Annotated in this window: 18 protein-coding genes; 12 read left to right on the forward strand and 6 right to left on the reverse strand. The window is 55.9% G+C overall.

All coding sequences use genetic code 11. The features are described 5' to 3' along the window. The first annotated feature begins 43 nt into the window (after positions 1 to 43). Positions 44 to 886 (forward strand): LysR family transcriptional regulator, encoded by an 843-nt coding sequence (locus tag KHO07_RS18520; protein WP_212625154.1) that lies wholly within the window; start codon positions 44 to 46, stop codon positions 884 to 886. Positions 887 to 909: 23 nt separating this feature from the next. Here KHO07_RS18520 and KHO07_RS18525 read toward each other — a convergent pair whose 3' ends face one another. Next, positions 910 to 1,698, reverse strand: a complete 789-nt coding sequence (locus KHO07_RS18525) for a lipopolysaccharide biosynthesis protein (RefSeq protein WP_150733339.1) — start codon at positions 1,696 to 1,698, stop codon at positions 910 to 912. Positions 1,699 to 1,876: 178 nt separating this feature from the next. Beyond that, positions 1,877 to 3,625 (reverse strand): L,D-transpeptidase family protein, encoded by a 1,749-nt coding sequence (locus KHO07_RS18530; RefSeq protein ID WP_212625155.1) that lies wholly within the window; start codon positions 3,623 to 3,625, stop codon positions 1,877 to 1,879. Between the two features lie 82 nt (positions 3,626 to 3,707). Here KHO07_RS18530 and KHO07_RS18535 point away from each other — a divergent pair, with 82 nt between their 5' ends. The 6 genes from KHO07_RS18535 (at position 3,708) to KHO07_RS18560 (ending at position 9,052) form a co-directional block, all read left to right on the forward strand. Then, a complete protein-coding gene (locus tag KHO07_RS18535; protein WP_212625156.1) occupies positions 3,708 to 4,412 on the forward strand; it encodes a murein L,D-transpeptidase catalytic domain family protein in 705 nt (234 codons plus the stop codon). A 106-nt stretch (positions 4,413 to 4,518) separates the two neighbouring features. Then, the gene (locus tag KHO07_RS18540) at positions 4,519 to 6,216 is read left to right on the forward strand and encodes a copper resistance system multicopper oxidase (protein WP_212625157.1); all 1,698 of its coding nucleotides are present in this window, start codon (positions 4,519 to 4,521) and stop codon (positions 6,214 to 6,216) included. A gap of 10 nt (positions 6,217 to 6,226) precedes the next feature. Beyond that, on the forward strand, positions 6,227 to 7,114 hold the full coding sequence (locus KHO07_RS18545; RefSeq protein ID WP_212625158.1) for a copper resistance protein B: 888 nt from the start codon (positions 6,227 to 6,229) through the stop codon (positions 7,112 to 7,114). Between the two features lie 52 nt (positions 7,115 to 7,166). After that, on the forward strand, positions 7,167 to 7,550 hold the full coding sequence (gene copC, locus KHO07_RS18550) for a copper homeostasis periplasmic binding protein CopC (protein WP_212625159.1): 384 nt from the start codon (positions 7,167 to 7,169) through the stop codon (positions 7,548 to 7,550). 3 nt (positions 7,551 to 7,553) lie between these two features. Then, positions 7,554 to 8,459, forward strand: a complete 906-nt coding sequence (gene copD, locus KHO07_RS18555) for a copper homeostasis membrane protein CopD (RefSeq protein ID WP_212625160.1) — start codon at positions 7,554 to 7,556, stop codon at positions 8,457 to 8,459. Between the two features lie 164 nt (positions 8,460 to 8,623). Further along, positions 8,624 to 9,052, forward strand: a complete 429-nt coding sequence (locus tag KHO07_RS18560) for a DUF2628 domain-containing protein (protein ID WP_150733332.1) — start codon at positions 8,624 to 8,626, stop codon at positions 9,050 to 9,052. A gap of 51 nt (positions 9,053 to 9,103) precedes the next feature. Here the strand turns inward: KHO07_RS18560 and KHO07_RS18565 are convergent, their stop codons facing one another. Continuing rightward, positions 9,104 to 9,322 carry a hypothetical protein gene (locus tag KHO07_RS18565; protein ID WP_212625161.1) on the reverse strand — a complete coding sequence of 73 codons (219 nt, stop codon included), beginning with the start codon at positions 9,320 to 9,322 and terminating at the stop codon, positions 9,104 to 9,106. Between the two features lie 209 nt (positions 9,323 to 9,531). Here KHO07_RS18565 and dusA point away from each other — a divergent pair, with 209 nt between their 5' ends. Further along, entirely contained in the window at positions 9,532 to 10,527 is a 996-nt protein-coding gene (gene dusA, locus KHO07_RS18570) for a tRNA dihydrouridine(20/20a) synthase DusA (protein ID WP_150733330.1), read from the forward strand. Between the two features lie 45 nt (positions 10,528 to 10,572). Here dusA and KHO07_RS18575 read toward each other — a convergent pair whose 3' ends face one another. Further along, positions 10,573 to 11,409, reverse strand: coding sequence for an undecaprenyl-diphosphate phosphatase (locus KHO07_RS18575; protein ID WP_212625162.1), 837 nt, complete (start codon positions 11,407 to 11,409; stop codon positions 10,573 to 10,575). A gap of 553 nt (positions 11,410 to 11,962) precedes the next feature. Here KHO07_RS18575 and KHO07_RS18580 point away from each other — a divergent pair. From KHO07_RS18580 to KHO07_RS18595, 4 genes are all read left to right on the forward strand, one after another. Then, the gene (locus KHO07_RS18580) at positions 11,963 to 12,703 is read left to right on the forward strand and encodes a winged helix-turn-helix domain-containing protein (RefSeq protein WP_150733328.1); all 741 of its coding nucleotides are present in this window, start codon (positions 11,963 to 11,965) and stop codon (positions 12,701 to 12,703) included. Positions 12,704 to 12,997: 294 nt separating this feature from the next. Beyond that, on the forward strand, positions 12,998 to 13,657 hold the full coding sequence (locus tag KHO07_RS18585; RefSeq protein WP_212625163.1) for a helix-turn-helix domain-containing protein: 660 nt from the start codon (positions 12,998 to 13,000) through the stop codon (positions 13,655 to 13,657). 368 nt (positions 13,658 to 14,025) lie between these two features. Next, positions 14,026 to 15,420, forward strand: a complete 1,395-nt coding sequence (locus tag KHO07_RS18590; protein ID WP_150733326.1) for an undecaprenyl-phosphate glucose phosphotransferase — start codon at positions 14,026 to 14,028, stop codon at positions 15,418 to 15,420. Positions 15,421 to 15,533: 113 nt separating this feature from the next. Continuing rightward, positions 15,534 to 16,756, forward strand: a protein-coding gene (locus tag KHO07_RS18595; RefSeq protein WP_212624898.1) for an IS3 family transposase whose coding sequence is annotated in 2 segments (ribosomal slippage) — positions 15,534 to 15,885 and positions 15,885 to 16,756 — 1,224 coding nt in all. Because the reading frame shifts where the segments join, the coding sequence is not laid out codon by codon here. Between the two features lie 162 nt (positions 16,757 to 16,918). Here the strand turns inward: KHO07_RS18595 and KHO07_RS18600 are convergent. Then, the gene (locus KHO07_RS18600) at positions 16,919 to 17,755 is read right to left on the reverse strand and encodes an IS3 family transposase (RefSeq protein ID WP_348532550.1); all 837 of its coding nucleotides are present in this window, start codon (positions 17,753 to 17,755) and stop codon (positions 16,919 to 16,921) included. Then, the gene (locus KHO07_RS29240; protein WP_224791293.1) at positions 17,752 to 18,054 is read right to left on the reverse strand and encodes a transposase; all 303 of its coding nucleotides are present in this window, start codon (positions 18,052 to 18,054) and stop codon (positions 17,752 to 17,754) included. The genes KHO07_RS18600 and KHO07_RS29240 overlap by 4 nt, the downstream gene beginning before the upstream one ends. Positions 18,055 to 18,293: the final 239 nt, after the last annotated feature.

The following is an 18,293-nucleotide window of genomic DNA, read 5'->3' on the forward strand; positions in this document are numbered from 1 at the left end:
ATAGCCACTTGTTAGTTGTGATTCAAATATCAAAGGAATCGCCATGCTCGATCTCGAACTGCTCAAAACCTTCGTTTGCGTGGTGGATGAAGGCAGCTTCACCCGCGCCGCCGAGCGTGTGCATCGAACACAATCGACGGTGAGTCAACAGCTGCGCAAACTCGAAGAATCGGTGGGGCATGCCCTGTTGTTGCGCGATCGCACCGGGCAAAACATCAGCGTCACCGAGCATGGCGAAATGCTGATTCACTATGCCCGGCGCTTGCTGGCGCTGTCGTCGCAAGCAGTCGAAGCCCTGGCCAGCGAGGTTGATCTGGAGATCCTGCGCATCGGTGTCCCGGAGGATTTCGACGCCCGGCGCATGGCAACCATTCTGGCCGGGTTCAAGCGGGAGAAACCCCAGGCACGTCTGGAAACGGTCAGCGGCATGAGCACCGACCTTAAACAGCAACTCGCCAGCGGCGACATCGATATTGCGCTGGTCAAGCGCGAACCCGGCAGCGGCCCTTGCTGGGACGCCTGGCCGGAAGCACTTGTGTGGGTCAAAGGTGCGGATATTGATTCCACCGACGGCGTATTACCGCTGGCGTTGTTTCCGCAGGGCTGTATCTATCGTCAGCGCGCCATCCGATTGCTGGATGTCGCGCAACGGCCTTGGCGAATCGCCTTCGGCAGTCATAGCCTGACAGGCATTCAAGCCGCCGTGGCTTGCGGGCTGGGTATTTCGGTGTTGCCCGCCTCGGCGGTATTGCCTGAACACAGCGTCTGCACCGATCTGCCGGCACTGCCACCGACGGAACTGGCGCTGATCAGCCGCGATGGAGCGCTGAGCGGTTTACAGCAGGCATTGGTCACGTTTTTGCGAGGAGAGCTATCGACCACCTAAGCCCGATTCTCCTGCGACCGCGGTCAGATCAGTGCGTCGAGTTGTTCCAACGTCACCCGGGGCACAAGCTCCACTGGAATCCTCGAAGTCTGCGACAGGTTGTAGACCTGAAAGTCTTCATTCACGACGTACTTCGACAGAATCTCCAACGACGGCAGAATTCTCGTATAAAAATGCTGATCGAGCCGGCAAGGTGATGTCATGGCGCCAGGCTTTTCGTAGAAACGACTGACCGTTTCATTCAAGTCGACGCCCACCAGAACCACCTTGGTAAACCCCAGGTGATAGGCAAGCTGTAACGCCAGATAGGCCACCGTGCGAGCGTCAAAAAAACCGCGTTTGAGATTCTTGCTGAAACCCAGGCTGCGAGTGCGTCCGGTGCCCAACTTGCGACTTCTGACCAACTCCTGATCCGTGCGGAACAAATCACTCCAGGACTGTTTGGGTGCCCGCCCCAGCAGATACAACTCACCCTGAGGCTCGGCCTGATTGCCCCAGAGATGATCTTCCCCGAGTGCGACTCGCTCACTGATACACATGGCCTGGGAAAACAAGTCGGGTTGCTGCCGGGGAAAACCCAGGTCGGTACACACATAAAAAAACGGTTTGATCCCTGTTCCAACGAACTTCGAGATCGCACCGTTCATGGTGATCATGGGTACGTCTGCATACTTTTCCACTGGAAAGTCTTTGGCGGACGCCCCTGAAGCAACAATAAACACTGCTCCTTTCTGAATGTTGCGGCACTCATCAAGGTCATGCACATGAAGTGGACCCGCGGTGAGTGACGATTTTTTTTGCACAACATCCATCTTGAATTTCCTATCCCATTTAGCCCGGTCACCTGTGACCTACTTTCATTGTGATAGTTTTAAACACGTGAGCCAACCGCCTTGCGCTGCCAGTTCGCAAATTTGCGACGGAGCACAAAGGCCGAACTAGAGCGTTTGGCCGTTATTAAACGGATTAACCGCCGCTATTCCCGGGCGATCAGTTGTTCTGCCCGGACACAACCACAGACGTTGCCGCCTGCTGCAAGTCCAGCGCGGGCAACTCCGTCGGCATGTTCAACCGGCGTAACACGGGGGAATCATAGCCGTAGACGTCGGGCTTGAATGTCACCCGTCCATCGTTGCTCATATCGACCGTCCAGTAAGCCAACAACACCGGCACCTTGACCGGCAGCTTGATGTTTTCGGTCTTGCCGTTGGCCAATTGCTTTTTTATGCCTTCACTGTTCCAGTGCACCGGATCGTTGAACAACAGTTCGACCAACTGCAACGGATTCTCCACCCGAATACAGCCGGAACTGGTGGCACGCATGGACTTGGCGAACAACTCGCGGTGCGGCGTGTCGTGCAAATAAATGGCGTAATCGTTGGGGAAGCGAATGACCACCTGGCCCAGGGAGTTTTCCGGACCGGCATCCTGGCGCAACGTGATGCCGCGAGCGTTGTACCAGTCGATGCCCGCCGGATCGAGCACATTGCCCTCCCGGTCGAGGGCCCGGATCCGGTTGGCGGCCAGATAGCCCGGATTCTGTTGAATCTTGGGCAGCATGTCCTTGACCAGAATCGTTGGCGGCACCGTCCACGTCGGGTTGAACGTGACATAGGTAATTTCGGACTGAAACACCGGCGTGCTGCGAAACGGCTTGCCGACCTGCACCCGGGAGCGCCAGATCGGTTGGCCATCGCGATACAGCGCGACCTTGTATCCGGCGATATCAACGATGACGAACGTGCCCTGAAGTTTGTACAGCAACCACCGCGCCCGCTCCATGTTCACCCGGACCTGATCGATCCGCGCTTCCACCGGCACGTTCAACGCCGACAGAGTCGCCGCCCCCGCGACACCGTCCGCGCCCAGATACTGCTCAGCCTGATACTTCTTCACCGCCGCGATGACTTTCTCGTCGTAATCCGTGCGCTTGCCCGGTTGCGCTTCCAGGTAGCCACCCGCCGTCAGGCGGGCACGCAATTGCGTCACTGCCACACCGTCCATGCCGGGCTTGAGCGATTGCCCTTCCGTCACTTTTGGCCAGCCGCCGGCATCCCTGACCTGGCGCAACTGCGCCAAGGCCACACGCATGTTGCGATAAACCGCCTCCTGCGGTGGCGCCTGAGCAAATGCGCGGGCCACGTCGTGATCGTCCAGGGCAGCGAAGAAGCCGTTTACGTCCTCGCGAGGATCAACACCGACCGGATCGAAATTCCAGTGAAAATCCAGGCGTGCCGGATCGACCTTGCCACGCCGCAATTGCAGCAGCGCGGTGATGAACGTGCGAGTAGCCGCGAGATCAAAAGCTGCCGCCTGCGCCGGAGTCGGAGCAATCGCATTAAGCGCCAGCTGTGCCTGGGCCAACTCCGCCACCCGGAAATCCGTCGGCACAAGGCCATCGATTTCTGTTTCGTTCAGGCTTTTGATTAACTGCGCAACGTCCCGCCCGTCCGTCCAGGCGGCACGAAAATGACGATGGGAATAGAAATCCATCACTACCCGGCCGACATCCACCCGTTGATGCTTGCGCGAAGTGAGCAGCGGCGGGAACGAAGATTGCAGCGGTTCCAGCACCGCCTGGATCGCTTGACCGACGACATCATCCGGTGCGGCGGCCGCTGGGCTGCTTGGCGCAGTTACCGGCATGATCGGCGAAGTTTCCGCCAACGCAGTGCCGCTGATCAGAAAGACCATAAAAAATACACGGCTTATGACGAATAACCTTGTTAATTGACCCATGGATAATCCTTAATCTCCCGCAATCAAAGGGCTAGCGTCCAACTCGCTGCTAGACTCGAAATATTCCTGATGAGACATTTTTATGGCGCTACATCGCTTTGGCTTTCTGTACACAGCTGTGCTGTTGACGTCGGCTTCCCTTTCAACAGCCTACGCCGATTCGCTTGAAGTCGCGCTGGCCAAAGCTGCTCCAAATGCCAATGCCAAGGTTATTGCCCTGGCAGTCCGTGCCACCCAATGCACCCGCGTCCAAGGCGCAGCCCCGGCACAGAGACTAGCAGTGATCGATTACTCCCTGCCTTCGACCGAACAGCGCCTGTGGGTGTTCGATCTGAAAAAACGCAAATTGCTGTTCCAGGAGCTCGTTGCCCATGGCCGCAACAGCGGCGAAAACATGGCCACCCAGTTCTCCAATCAGAACGAAAGCTTCGCCACCAGCCTGGGCCTGTTCCGGACCCAGCAAAGCTATCGCGGCCAGAACGGCTATTCATTGCGCATGGAAGGCCTGGAACCGGGCTTCAACGATAACGCCTTCGACCGCGCAATCGTCATTCATGGCGCGCCGTACGTCAGTCCCGTGCTGGCAAAGGCCAACGGCCGGATCGGCAGAAGCCTCGGTTGCCCGGCCGTCCGGCCGGCGATTGCCCATCGACTGATCGATTCGATGAAGGACGGGCAGCTGCTGTTCTCCTACTACCCTGACCAGCGCTGGCTGAAGTCGTCGTCCTACATTAACTGCAGCGGCGGCACCGTGGCCTCGTCCGACAAACCTACCAAGCGCCAGTAAACATCATCCACCTGACAAAACTGTAATCTTCGCCTCAGCCTGTTGAAAGGCACTGTTCGTTAGTCTCGTCGACAAGTTCACCAGGCTGACGGACGGGATAATCGGCATGCACTCCAACACTTCACGACGCACCTTCGTCAAAGGTCTGGCCGCAGGCGGACTGCTGAGCGGTTTCGGATTATGGCGCCCGTCCGTCTGGGCGATCACCAGCCCCGGCGAACCGCAAGTGCTGGCCGGCAGCGATTTCGAGCTGTTCATCGGTGAAACCCCTGTCAACTTCACCGGCAATCCGCGCACCGCGATGACTATCAATGGCAGCCTTCCCGGCCCTCTCCTGCGCTGGCGCGAAGGCGATACGGTCACCTTGCGGGTGAAGAACGCACTCAAGGACAGCACCTCCATTCACTGGCATGGCATTTTGTTGCCGGCCAACATGGACGGCGTACCAGGGCTGAGCTTCAAGGGCATAGACCCCGGCGGGCTGTTTGCCTACCAATTCAAAGTCCGACAAAACGGTACCTACTGGTATCACAGCCATTCGGGGCTACAGGAACAATCCGGCGTCTACGGTCCACTGGTGATTGACGCCCGTGAACCGGAGCCTTTCCAGTACGACCGCGATTACGTGGTGATGCTGACCGACTGGACCGACGAAGACCCGGCCAGCCTGATGAAGACTCTGAAAAAGCAATCCGATTACTACAACTACCACAAGCGCACCGTGGGCGATTTCATCGACGACGTCAGCGCCAACGGTTGGGGCGCGACCGTTGCCGATCGCAAGATGTGGGCTGAAATGAAGATGAATCCCACCGATCTGGCCGACGTCAGCGGCGCCACCTACACCTACTTGATGAACGGACAGGCGCCGGACGCCAATTGGACCGGTGTGTTCCGTCCCGGCGAAAAACTGCGGCTGCGCTTCATCAACGGCTCGGCCATGAGCTACTTCGACGTGCGCATTCCAGGCCTGAAAATGACCGTTGTCGCGGCCGATGGCCTGCACGTCAAACCTGTGAGCGTCGACGAATTTCGCATTGCCGTGGCCGAGACCTTCGACGTGATTGTCGAGCCGATTGACACCGCCTACACCGTGTTCGCTCAATCGATGGACCGTACCGGTTACGCCCGCGGCAGCCTTGCGATGAAGCCTGGCCTGTCCGCGCCAGTGCCACCGCTGGACCCGCGCCCCCTGGTCAGCATGGAGGACATGGGTATGGGCGGGATGGATCACGGCAACATGGCTGGCATGGACCACAGCAACATGGTCATGCCCGGGATGCAGTCTCATCCCGACTCGGAAAACAACAACCCGCTGGTGGACATGCAAGCCATGTCCACCGCCCCCAAACTCGACGACCCTGGCCTGGGCCTGCGCAACAATGGTCGCCGGGTTCTGACCTACTCCGACCTGCGCAGTACCTTCGAGGACCCGGATGGCCGCGATCCCGGGCGCACGATCGAGTTGCATCTGACCGGGCATATGGAGAAGTTTTCCTGGTCGTTCAACGGCGTGAAGTTCTCCGATGCCGAGCCTCTGCGCCTCAAGTATGGCGAGCGCATTCGTGTGGTGCTGGTCAACGACACCATGATGACGCACCCCATCCACCTGCACGGAATGTGGAGCGACCTCGAAGACGAGAACGGCGCCTTCATGGTGCGCAAACACACCATTGACATGCCACCGGGCACCCGCCGCAGCTATCGGGTAACCGCCGATGCGCTCGGGCGCTGGGCCTATCACTGCCATCTCCTGTTCCACATGGAAATGGGTATGTTCCGTGAAGTTCGCGTGGAAGAATGAGGCGCCAACCATGATCAGACTCACCCCCATTGCCATGGCCCTCATCACCGCTGGCCTGCCGCTCTCCATGGTAAAAGCCGCCTCAAGCGACATGCAGGGCATGGATCACAGCCAGATGACCTCAATGGATCATGGCGAGCTGCAAACCATGGACGAAGGCCAGATGCAACCTGCAGCCCCGACCGAAAGTCGTACGCCCATTCCGGCACTGACCGACGCCGACCGTGCTGCCGTCTTCAGCAGCCATAGCGGTCATGCCGTACATGACACCGCGCTGAACTCACTCTTCCTCGCCGACAAACTCGAATGGCAGGACGCCGACGACGGCAGCACCCTGGCCTGGGATTTGTCCGGCTGGATCGGTGGCGACATTGATCGTCTTTGGCTGCGTTCTGAAGGCGAACGCACCAACGGCAAGACCGAAGATGCTGAAATCCAGGCGCTTTGGGGCCATGCGATCAGTCCATGGTGGGACGTTGTCAGCGGTATCCGCCAGGACTTCAAACCCGGTGCCCCGCAAACCTGGGCCGCGCTCGGCGTGCAAGGCATGGCGTTGTACAACTTCGAAGCCGAGGCGACGGCATTCATCGGTGAAGGCGGTCAGAGCGCCGTGCGACTGGAGGGCGACTACGACATCCTGCTGACCAACCGTCTCATCCTGCAACCGACCGCGGAGCTTAACTTCTACGGCAAGAACGACCCGCAACGAGGGGTTGGCTCCGGCCTGTCCAATAGCGAAGCGGGCCTGCGCCTGCGTTATGAAATTCGCCGGGAATTTGCGCCCTACATTGGCGTGACATGGAACCGTACCTACGGCAAAACCGCCGATTACGCCGCGGCCGAAGGCGAGGATCGCAGCGAGGCGCGGCTGGTTCTCGGCGTGCGCCTGTGGTTCTGAACCCATATACCCACAATGATAACGAGCCGCATTGAGCGGCAAGAGGCCTTGCATGCACATCATCAAAAACACCGCTGTCACTGTCTTGCTTTCAGCCGGCCTGCTAATGGGCACCTTAGTTCAAGCCCATCCGAAGTTGCTGTCCTCCAGCCCTGCCGATGGTGCAATGGGTGCGGCGCCCGACACCATCGAACTGCACTTTTCCGAAAACCTGGTCACGCAGTTTTCCGGGGCAAAACTGGTCATGACCGAAATGGCCGGCATGGCGCATTCGCCCATGCCCATGAAAGCCAGAGTCAGCGGTGGCAGCGACCCGAAAACCATGCTCATCAAGCCGCTGGCACCGCTACCCGCTGGCACCTACAAGGTCGAGTGGCGCGCCGTGTCCTCGGACACCCACCCGATCACCGGTAACGTTTCATTCAAAGTGAAGTGATTGATGAGCGACTGGGCCAACATCGTTCTGCGCTTTTTGTTGTACGTGGATTTGATGCTGCTGTTTGGCATCGCGCTGTTCGGGTTGTACAGCCTTAAGGGGCAGGAACGGATTTCGGGGGGCGTGCTGCCATTTCGATCACTACTGGTGGGCGCGGCCATTGTCGGGGGGGCGCTATCCGTCATTGGCATGCTGCTGATGGTCAGCGCCATGAGCGGGGAATCCGACCTTGGCGAACTGCGCCCGCACATGGAAATGATGGTGTTTGAAATGGACGCCGGGATGGCCTGGATGATTCGGATCACGATGTTGTCAGTCATCGCTTTGGCGATGTCATGCAACATGCGCGCATCTGCCCCTGGCTTATGGATAGCGACTATTGCTGGCGCTATCGCCCTCGCCTCCCTGGCCTGGAACGGACATGGTGCCATGGATGAAGGCGTCTGGCATTTCACCGCAGACATCCTGCACTTGCTGGCCGCGGGTGCCTGGCTGGGCGCATTGGTCGCGTTTTTCTGGATGTCACGCAACAACAGCCTGCAATCGGAAAAGCATATCCGCCTCCTGGCCCGTGCCGTCACCCGGTTTGAGTCCGTGGGTGCGCTGATTGTGGTTGTCATAACAGTCACCGGCGTTGTGAACTACCTATACATCGCCGGACCAAACATCGACGCAGTGCTGCCAGGCACCTACGGCGTTTTGCTGTTGATCAAAATCGCATTGTTCGCCGGTATGCTCGTACTGGCCGCGCTAAACCGCCTCCATTGGGGACCATTGCTCCAGCAATCATTGCGAGAGGGGCAGTATCGCGTGGCGGCGAACACGCTTCGCTGCAGCGTGAGGGTGGAGCTCGTCGCAGGCGTGTTGATTGTGGGGTTGGTGGCGCAGCTGGGAACGTTGAGCCCGTAAGTGGACGAGTTGTGACGTCATGGCTTGTTAAATCTTGATACATGTCCGAAACTGCGGTCGCACCGGCAGCACGCCGGTCCTATGCAAGACGCGTTGATAAGCGCACCGAACGATCATTCGGTCGATGCCTCGACCGAGCAGAACCCTCAAAAAAAGGACAGACAATGAGCAGCACGGATGAATTGCAAACCTACAACGCCAGCCCGAAATGGCAAGAGCGTTTCGCTTTCTTTGATCAACACGGCGCGCCAAAAAGCCCTGAATTCAAATCGGCTTTCAAGCAGTTGCCAGCGCGCAAGCGCATTCTGATCAACCTGAACTTCATCGCGTTTTTCTTCGGGCCAATCTATCTATTCGTGCTTGGACTGTGGAAAAAAAACCTGGCGATCATCGCGATCATCATCGCCATCTCCTTCGTCCTGACACTGGTATTCAGTCTGCTGGGTTACGACGAAGGACCCAAAGCCGTAAACACCGGCCTGAATGTCGTCTTTGCACTGATGTACGGATTGAGCGCCAACTACGCCTACTACCTGAAACAGGTCAAAGGCTCACAAGGCTGGAATCCCTTCGAAGGTTTGAGGATCGTCTGAGCCTCATCCGCAGCGCGCAACGGTGGAACTCATTCCACCGTCGCGCACCGATCAATCGTCATGCAACAACCCCGAACTGTACTCACCGAAGCTATTGCCTAACGCACTGCCGTGGAAATTCAGCTGACTGGAGTTACGAGTCGGTCCCGGGCCGAAACCGTTAGCCGACGGCGAGTCATCCGCATACCGGTGATCGGTACTCACCCCGGAACAGGCGCTCAACAGCACAGCACCCGCGATCAACGAGACTTTGATGAGGTTTGCGATCATTTTTGCGGATTCCTGGGGGGCTGGATGCAGTTTGAAGAGGGTCGGGATTGATCCTATGCCGGAGTTCGGTCAGGCAGGATGAAACCTGATTCAGCGACAGCGCCGGTTCAGGAAGTGTTGAAAACATCACCTTGGGACACGTCCGCGCCCCACAAGCCCAATCCTGATAAACTCCCCCACCTCCCAGCCTCACCGATTCCAGATTCCTCATGCCCGTAAACAACGCTACACCCGCCCCGCTGTCCCGCCGGTTTTCGGTTGCGCCGATGATGGATTGGACTGACCGCCATTGCCGTTTTTTCCTACGTCTGTTGTCGAAAAACGCCCTGCTCTATACCGAAATGGTCACCACCGGCGCCCTGCTCAACGGTGATCACGAGCGTTTTCTGCGGCATGACGATGCTGAGCATCCGCTCGCGTTGCAGTTGGGTGGCAGTGTTCCGCTGGATTTGGCGGCCTGTGCGCGGATGGCGCAGGAGCATGGTTACGATGAGGTGAATCTGAATGTCGGCTGCCCGAGTGATCGGGTGCAGAACAATATGATCGGCGCGTGCCTGATGGGGCATCCGCAGTTGGTGGCCGATTGTGTGAAGGCGATGCGCGATGCGGTGTCGATTCCGGTGACGGTCAAGCATCGCATCGGCATCAATGGGCGCGACAGTTACGAAGAGCTGTGCGACTTCGTCGGTACGGTGCGTGATGCCGGGTGCACCAGTTTTACCGTGCATGCGCGCATTGCGATTCTGGAAGGGTTGTCGCCGAAGGAGAACCGTGACATTCCGCCGTTGCGTTATGACGTCGCGGCGCGGTTGAAGGCGGATTTTCCGGAGCTGGAGATCATTCTCAACGGCGGGATCAAGACGCTGGAAGCCTGCCATGAACATTTGCAGACGTTTGACGGTGTGATGCTGGGCCGCGAGGCGTATCACAACCCGTACGTGATGGCTGAAGTGGATCAGCAGTTGTTCGGCAGCACTGCGCCGGTGATCACCCGTGCCGAAGCGCTTGCGCAGTTGCGGCCTTACATCGCTGCGCACATCGATGCGGGCGGCTCGATGCACCACATCACCCGCCACGTATTGGGCCTGGGCACCGGGTTTCCGGGCGCGCGCAAGTTTCGCCAGTTGTTGTCGGTGGATATTCACAAGGCCAAGGAGCCCTTGGCACTGCTGGATCAAGCCGCTGAATTGCTTGAAGGGCGTTAATCCCCGTCAATCAAGCCAGGCGGTTTGAACCGCCTGGCATTGCTGTCAGCCCGCCGCTGCAGCCGCCGTCCAATTCACCCAGCCAAATAGCCAGGTCGCCAGGATCAGTAATCCGAAGGCAATCCGGTACCACGCGAAAGCGGCATAACTGTGGTTCGCAATGAACTTGAGCAGGCCGCGCACAGCGATCATCGCGAAAAAGAATGCAGTCACGAAGCCCAGGGCGAAAACCGGCAGATCGCTGTTCTGGAACAGGTCGCGGTACTTGTAGCCCGAGTACACCGCAGCGCCGACCATGGTGGGCATCGCCAGAAAGAACGAGTACTCGGTGGCGGCCTTGCGCGACAGGCCAAACAGCAAACCTCCGATGATGGTCGACCCGGAACGGGAAGTACCCGGCACCATCGCCAGGCATTGTGCAAACCCCACCTTCAGCGCATCTGACCAGTGCATATCGTCAACATGCTCGATGTGCACCACATGATCCCGCTGCTCTGCCCACAACATGACAATGCCCCCTATGACCAACGCGACGGCCACGGTTATCGGGTTGAACAGGTATTCGTGAATCTTGTCGGCGAATAACACCCCCAGCACAACGGCGGGCAGAAAACCGATCAGCAGGTTGAGGGTGAAACGCTGAGCATTGCGCTGGGTCGGCAAGCCTTTGACGATGTCGAAGATCTTCGGACGAAACTCCCATACGACGGCAAGAATGGCACCCAGCTGAATAATAATATTGAACGCCATGGCGCGTTCACCGCCAAACTCTAATAAATCAGCAACAATAATCTGATGCCCCGTACTGGAGATGGGCAAAAACTCTGTAAGGCCTTCTACTGCACCTAGAATCAACACCTTTATAAGGGTCAAGAAATCCATTAATCCTCCGTCAGACTGCCCGTATGAGCACACCGTTAACTACTTTCAGGTATTGAGCAACTGAACCCTGGGCAACTGGCAAATTGACACCCATTGCCCGACCCAGCGACGGAGAATATGTCTTATCAAACAATACACTCAAGCCATGTTAAGAATCGTCCGACTGCTACTTAAGCGGAAGTAATTCGCTATTTAGGCGAGATTACGCCCTCACCCGTTAAAATGTGATCAAGCTCACACTATTTGTATTTCCACGCGAATGACCTAAATTTCATGCATCGCGGTACACAGGCTACAAACAGTGGCAAAAGGACATGAAAAAGAAATCGCCATAGACTCAAAATAGTGGCACAATTCCACATTGCCACCATCTAACGAGCTATTTTCACTAGTTCAGTGCACCGAGAAAATCAACTAAAAGCTTGAAAAGCTTAATTATTGTTAGAAAACTCGGGAGCCACGTCTAAAATTCGCTTAAATGTTACCAATTGTCAGTCACAGATCAGAACTGGTGCTTTAACATCCCGATGTCAGCACCTATTCGAGTCAATGCATGATGCTTACAGGGAACTTAGCGACTAGAAGCCTGCGCCAGACAAACGACGAACCCGGTGTTCTCACCCTGGGCCGGACGCGTGGCGTGGCTGAAAATTTTAGAGCGCTAGTCGCAAGGCACGTGCGAACCGATATAGCACTTGATGCCAGTTCGTACACTCTTTCATATAAGAAGAACGAATACCTCGGTTCGTATCGAGCCATCTTCATCATCATCGATAGCCCTCAGGCCCTCGAGGAGAGCCTTGCGGTAGTCGAAAACCTGCGCAACGCCCATTTAACGCCCATCATATGTGCGGTCATTACCGGGCGCGGCACCCCCAACAAGATGAAATACTATCTGGCAGGGGCCGACTTTTGTATCAAGTTCAATACCTTATCTGACGAAGGCTCAGAGCTACTTGCCGATTTTTTCAACAGTGAAGAATGGCAAAGAGATATCAATCTGATATTGGACCCTACTCGTATCTGCCTAATGGGCACCAGCAAAAAACTGGATATTTCATTTGCCGAGATGAAGATTCTGGAAGCATTTGCGCAAACCAGTAATCACATACTAAGTCACGATGAAATCGCCGCTATCATGGGGCTCAACAGCAATTTCTACGACCCCAGAGCACTGGAAAAATCCATCAGCCGCTTGCGCGGAAAAATCAAGGATGTGTACGGTACAAATGCCATCCAGAGCATTCGAGGCTATGGATATCGCCTGATGAGAGGGTTGATATCGACTGTATGAGCCAGCAATTCAAAGGCTTTTTGACATCATCTAAGGGAATGTTTTTTTAAGCTGTACAAAGATATCGGTTTCATTGTTTGATTTGTCTTTTATACTTCACGCCAATTTATCGACTCCATGACCGTGGCAACACTGAACCATAACAATAAGAAGTCATTCTATAGCAGATCGTGTGGAACCCATCGAGGGCCATTTTTGGGCCCAAACCCTGCCTTTCGATTACTTCCGAGGGAGTCTTTACTCCCCTGCCGATCATTTTTTTGCCAAATTTGGTGCGTACTTCAGGAGAGAGACATGGAAATTAGTACCCCCCTCCCAAGGAAATATTTCGTCGTCGTAACCCACAGCACAACGTCGCAACGTGAACTAGAGACCATTCTGTCCAGTGAGCGATTTAACTCATTTGGGACCTCCCAGGCACAAATGTTTGTTGAAGGAGTTGCCTCGCCCTCTTCCGCCCCCGTGCTGATGGAGTTCTCTTACCCAAGCGTGACAAGGAAAAAAGTTGCGCAGAGTATCGAACACGATACGCAGAAAATATTGGCCACCCTTGAGTCCGAATGGTTGGCAGCACAATCAGAAAATCCTTTCCACAGTAAGCCGGCCATCATGGCTGACGCCAGTGGCGCCTCCCAAACAATCGAGGGTAATGCTCCTTGCAGCGAAGTCTGGCAACTTGATAATGATCAAGGTGCATTGGTTAAAGAGGGTGTCGAGATAAGCCTGACCGGACTGGAAACTGCACTGGTCAAGAAAATGCTGCACCATGAAGAACGCGTCGTCAGTCGGGACGAGCTGATCCTGAGTATCGGCCGGGAACCAGAACAATACCGCGGCCTGGAAATGTGCCTGAGTCGTCTTCAAGACAAATTCAAAAGTGCCAGCAATGGTGAACGCCTGTTTCGTGCGGTGAGAAACCGCGGCTATTGCCTGATCCAGGAAGTGGTGTGCTGAACGCCTGACCCCATCAAACAACAGTGCGACAACAATAAAAATAGCACTCTGTTTGTTTTAACTTTCCTCTTACGCCCTCCTGCCTCCACCCCTCCTACAATACCCAATACAACACCATTTATTCACCCCCTGCTCGTCGACCAATTCTAACGCCCGAGTGTATATATTTGCTGGCTAGTTGCACTTTGCCATCTTGTTAGAACTCGTCAGACAGCATCCCCAGCAATAACTTAGTCTATTGACTGACGACAGTTCCGCGTACCGGCGTTGTTTCCTCAGGACACTCGCTCTAATAAAAACAATAAGTCTACTTAACAACTCGGATTTCAACTGTCGAAACCTGAATGGACGTTTTCTGGGGATATCGTATGGATCTTACTCTTCGTATCAATCGAAACACCGGCCTCAAGGGACTTACATTTTGGGGCCAATGGGCGCTGGCACAGGGCTTTGTTGTTTCATTGTTGTTCATCCTGGCGGAGCGACACACAGGATCGGTCGAGTTCTACTACCGAATGTGCGCAACGCTGGCCGTACTTGCCTCAGTTCCGGCTTACACGTTCAGTGGCGTTTATCGAAAAAGAGACAACTATCTGACGGGTCTGGGACGTCTGTTCATGGGCTGGTCCATGACCATGGCTGCACTGGCTTGCATTGCGTTTATCTGCAAGGCCGATGAGCTGTTCTCGCGGCAGGTGATTCTTGGCTGGGCGGTGTACGGTTTCCTGGGTCAGGCACTGTTGTATGCGCCGCTGCATGCTTTTTCGAAGTTCTACCAGCGTTCGCGCAAAAGCGAGCATAAAACCCTGATCGTTGGCACCGGCGAACTGGCACTGGGGCTGGCAAACAAGCTGAGCCATCTTGAAAACCTGCCACTGGTTGGTCTGGTCAGCAACGGCAGCGTTCCCTCGCTGGAGCCCGACGCACCGAGCATTGTCGGCGCTCAGGAAGATCTGCTCGAGCTGATCAAAACCCATGACATCCGTCGCCTGTACATCACCTTGCCCTTGTCGGAAGCGGCAAAAATCGAAGCCATGTATGTCGATTTGCTCGGTGCCAACGTTGACGTGGTGTGGGTGCCGGACTTGAACAGCCTGACGCTGCTCAATCACTCGGTGAAAGTCGTGGACGGCCTGCCGGCGATCTACTTGAACGAAAGCCCGCTGACCAGCCGCCCTACTGCTGCACTGAGCAAAAGCCTGGTGGAAAAAAGCGTGGCGCTGCTGGCCATTATCCTGTTGAGCCCGGTACTGCTGGTCATTGCACTGGCGGTGAAACTCAACTCGCCGGGCCCGGTGTTCTTCAAGCAGGATCGTCATGGCTGGAACGGCAAGGTGATTCAGGTCTGGAAGTTCCGCTCGATGCGTGTCCACGATGATAAAGAGGTCAAGCAGGCCAGCCGCAACGACTCGCGTATCACCGCCGTCGGCCGCTTCATCCGCCGCACTTCGCTGGATGAACTGCCGCAATTGTTCAACGTGCTGCAAGGCCATATGGCACTGGTTGGCCCACGGCCGCATGCCGTCGCGCATAACAATTACTACTCCGGGAAAATCCTCGCGTACATGGCGCGCCACCGAATCAAACCGGGCATCACCGGCCTGGCACAGATCAACGGCTGCCGTGGTGAGACCGACACCATCGACAAGATGCAGAAGCGTGTAGAGATTGACCTCAAGTACATCAACAACTGGTCGTTGTGGCTGGACTTGAAGATTCTGGTGAAGACGCCGTTTACGCTGCTGTCGAAGGACATCTACTGATGGTTTAGCGTTGCACGACGCAACACCGCAAGGGGACGCAAGTCCCCTTTTTTGTGGCTGTGTCCCGTCCTGAATAAGGTTTACACCTTCTGACCCATTCTCAGGAGGGAGTAATGAATACGGGAGAAAGGCGCAGTCAGCGTGATTACACGCTGACCTTTAAATTGTCGGTCGTCGATCAGGTCGAAAAAGGCGAGTTGAGTTATAAAGAGGCTCAAGAGCGCTATGGCATTCAGGGTAAAACGACCGTACTGAACTGGTTACGCAGGCATGGTCGGCAGGACTGGAGTCAAGGCGCGTCCATTCGCTCCAAGAGACCCCGTTCCATGGATGAGCCCGATAAACCGCTGACACCCGAACAGCGAATCAAAGAGCTTGAAGAAAAGCTTGCCCAAGCCAACCAGAAAGCTCAGTTTTTCGAAGCCGTCGTTGACGTTTTGAAGAACGACTTCGGTGTTTCTGTCGTAAAAAAGCGATCCGGCAAGTCCTCTCCCAAGGGCAGATCCAAGGCCTGAGCATCAGTAGGGCTTGCCAGTTCATGGGGATTTCCCGTCAGGCTTATTACAAGCGCAACCGGGCGTGTGATGCCCGGGCCTGTCATGCCCAGGAAGTGATGGGATTCGTGAGGGAAAAGCGACTTAGGCAGCCGCGCCTTGGCACCCGAAAACTTCACAATCTAATGCGCACTGAGCCAGAAGTGTCCGTAAAGGTTGGTCGAGACCGTTTATTCGATATCTTGCGAGATCGGCGCGAACTGGTTCCCCGCAGACGGGCCTATCACAAAACGACAGACAGCCATCATCGCTTTCACCGGCATCCAAACCTGCTCAAAGATGGGCCTATTCAGGTAGTCGCCAAGGCGCCAGAGCAAGTATGGGTTGCGGACATCACCTACTTACCGACGCAAACGGGTGTGGCTTATCTGAGTTTGATCACCGATGCGTACTCCCGAAAAATCGTGGGGCACCATGTCCATGAAAGCTTGCACACCGAATCGGTGATCCAGGCGTTCAACAAAGCCCTCAGGCAGCGGACAACGGAGCAACGCCTGGTGCATCACTCGGATAGAGGCGCCCAATACTGCTCCGAGCTTTATCAGCGGCTGCATGCCAAATACGGCATCACCTGCTCAATGACCGATGGCTACGACTGCTACCAAAACGCATTGGCTGAGCGTGTGAACGGGATTTTGAAAAACGAGTTATTGCTGTATCGCCCCAAAGATTTTGCAGAGGCCATCCGGATGGTGGACGAGTCGGTGCAGATCTATAACAACGAGCGGCCTCATCTGTCGCTGAAATACAAAACGCCCGATGCGGTGCATCGGGCGTTTTGAGGCTGAAACAGGTGTAAACCTATTTCAGGACTAGACACTGGGATTTGGGATTGGTAGTTGCCCTCGCGATAGCGGTGGGTCAGTTGGCATCATTGTTTGGTGGGCCGACGCCATCGCGAGCAAGCTGAACTGGTCAAGTAATTCTGGACACCAGTTAAGGTTTCACGCCGCCAGTTTCTCCATAGCTACCGGCGACCGATAGCCGTTGTAGCTGTGGAGCCTGACGTTGTTGTAACGCATCACATAACGCTGCACATCTACACGGGCTTCATGTTCCGAGCTGTAGCCATCTTCGGGCACCCATTCTGACTTCAGGCTCCCAAAGAAACGCTCCATCGGGGCGTTGTCCCAGCATTCACCTTTGCGACTCATGCTTTGCAGGAGTCCATGCTTGCGCATCTCATTCCTGAATTTGTGGCTGGTGTATTGGCAGCCTTGATCAGAATGAAACAGCACCTCTTTTGGACTGCCTCGCAATTGCACCGCCATTCGCAACGCTTCACAGGTCAGCGTGGCGTCGGAAATCATCGAAAACGCCCACCCCACGATCCGACGAGCAAACAGGTCCAGCACCGCCGCGAAATACATCCAGCGCTTGCCGACCTTGATGTACGTGACATCGCCGCACCACACCTGATTCATCGCCGTGACAGCAAACTTGCGCTTGAGCACATGGGGTGCCACCAGCGCTTCCACGCCGGAGGATTTGTACTTGTGGCGTCGCAGCTGATGACTGGCAACACCGGCTTCGCGCATCAAGCTGCGAGCCATATGCCGTCCGACACGATGTCCCTTGGCTTGCAGCTGCTTGGCCAAGGTGCGAGAGCCGGCAGAGGCTCTGGATTCCTTGTGATGTTCGATCAGCACGGCTTTCAGTTTCTCCCGCTCAGGCTTCACCTTGCCCTGGCGCTGACGCCAGGCGTAAAAGCTGCTGCGGTTGACTCCAAACGCCCGACAGCAATTGTTAACGCCGTACTGCTCGTCCAGCTCGTTGATCAGCGAGAATGATCTTTGGAGTCCAAAAGCAGGAGAGCACTGGCCTTTTTTAGGATTTCGATGTCCAGGTCTTTTTGCCTGAGCAAGGCTTTGAGCTGCTGGATCTCTCGCTGCTCGGCAGTAATCGCTTTGGCGCCCACCGGGGTCGAGCCCAGGCGCTCTTCTCGAACTTGATCGACCCAGCGGCGCAGGGCCGTAGGACCAATATCCAGATTGGCACAGACATCGGGAACTGACTGGCCTTCGTCCAGCACCATGCCCGCAGCTTTGAGCTTGAACTCTCTCGAATAAGATTTACGCATATCCAAACACCTCAGATTTGGGCGCCATCATAGCGCCCGATTGAAGTGTCCAAAATCATTAGGCCAGTTCAAGCTCGCTCCTACAGGGGATTTGGGTGAGGATCGATGGCTATGTCACCGACGAGCAATTGTAGGAGCAAGCTTGCTCGCGATAGCGCGGTGGGTCAGCTGGCATCCATGTTTGGTGGGCCGACGCCATCGCGAGCAAGCTCGCTCCTACAGGGGATTTGGGTGGGGGT

It is taken from the genome of Pseudomonas sp. PP3 (assembly GCF_905336995.1).
Taxonomy (GTDB): Bacteria; Pseudomonadota; Gammaproteobacteria; order Pseudomonadales; family Pseudomonadaceae; genus Aquipseudomonas; species Aquipseudomonas reinekei.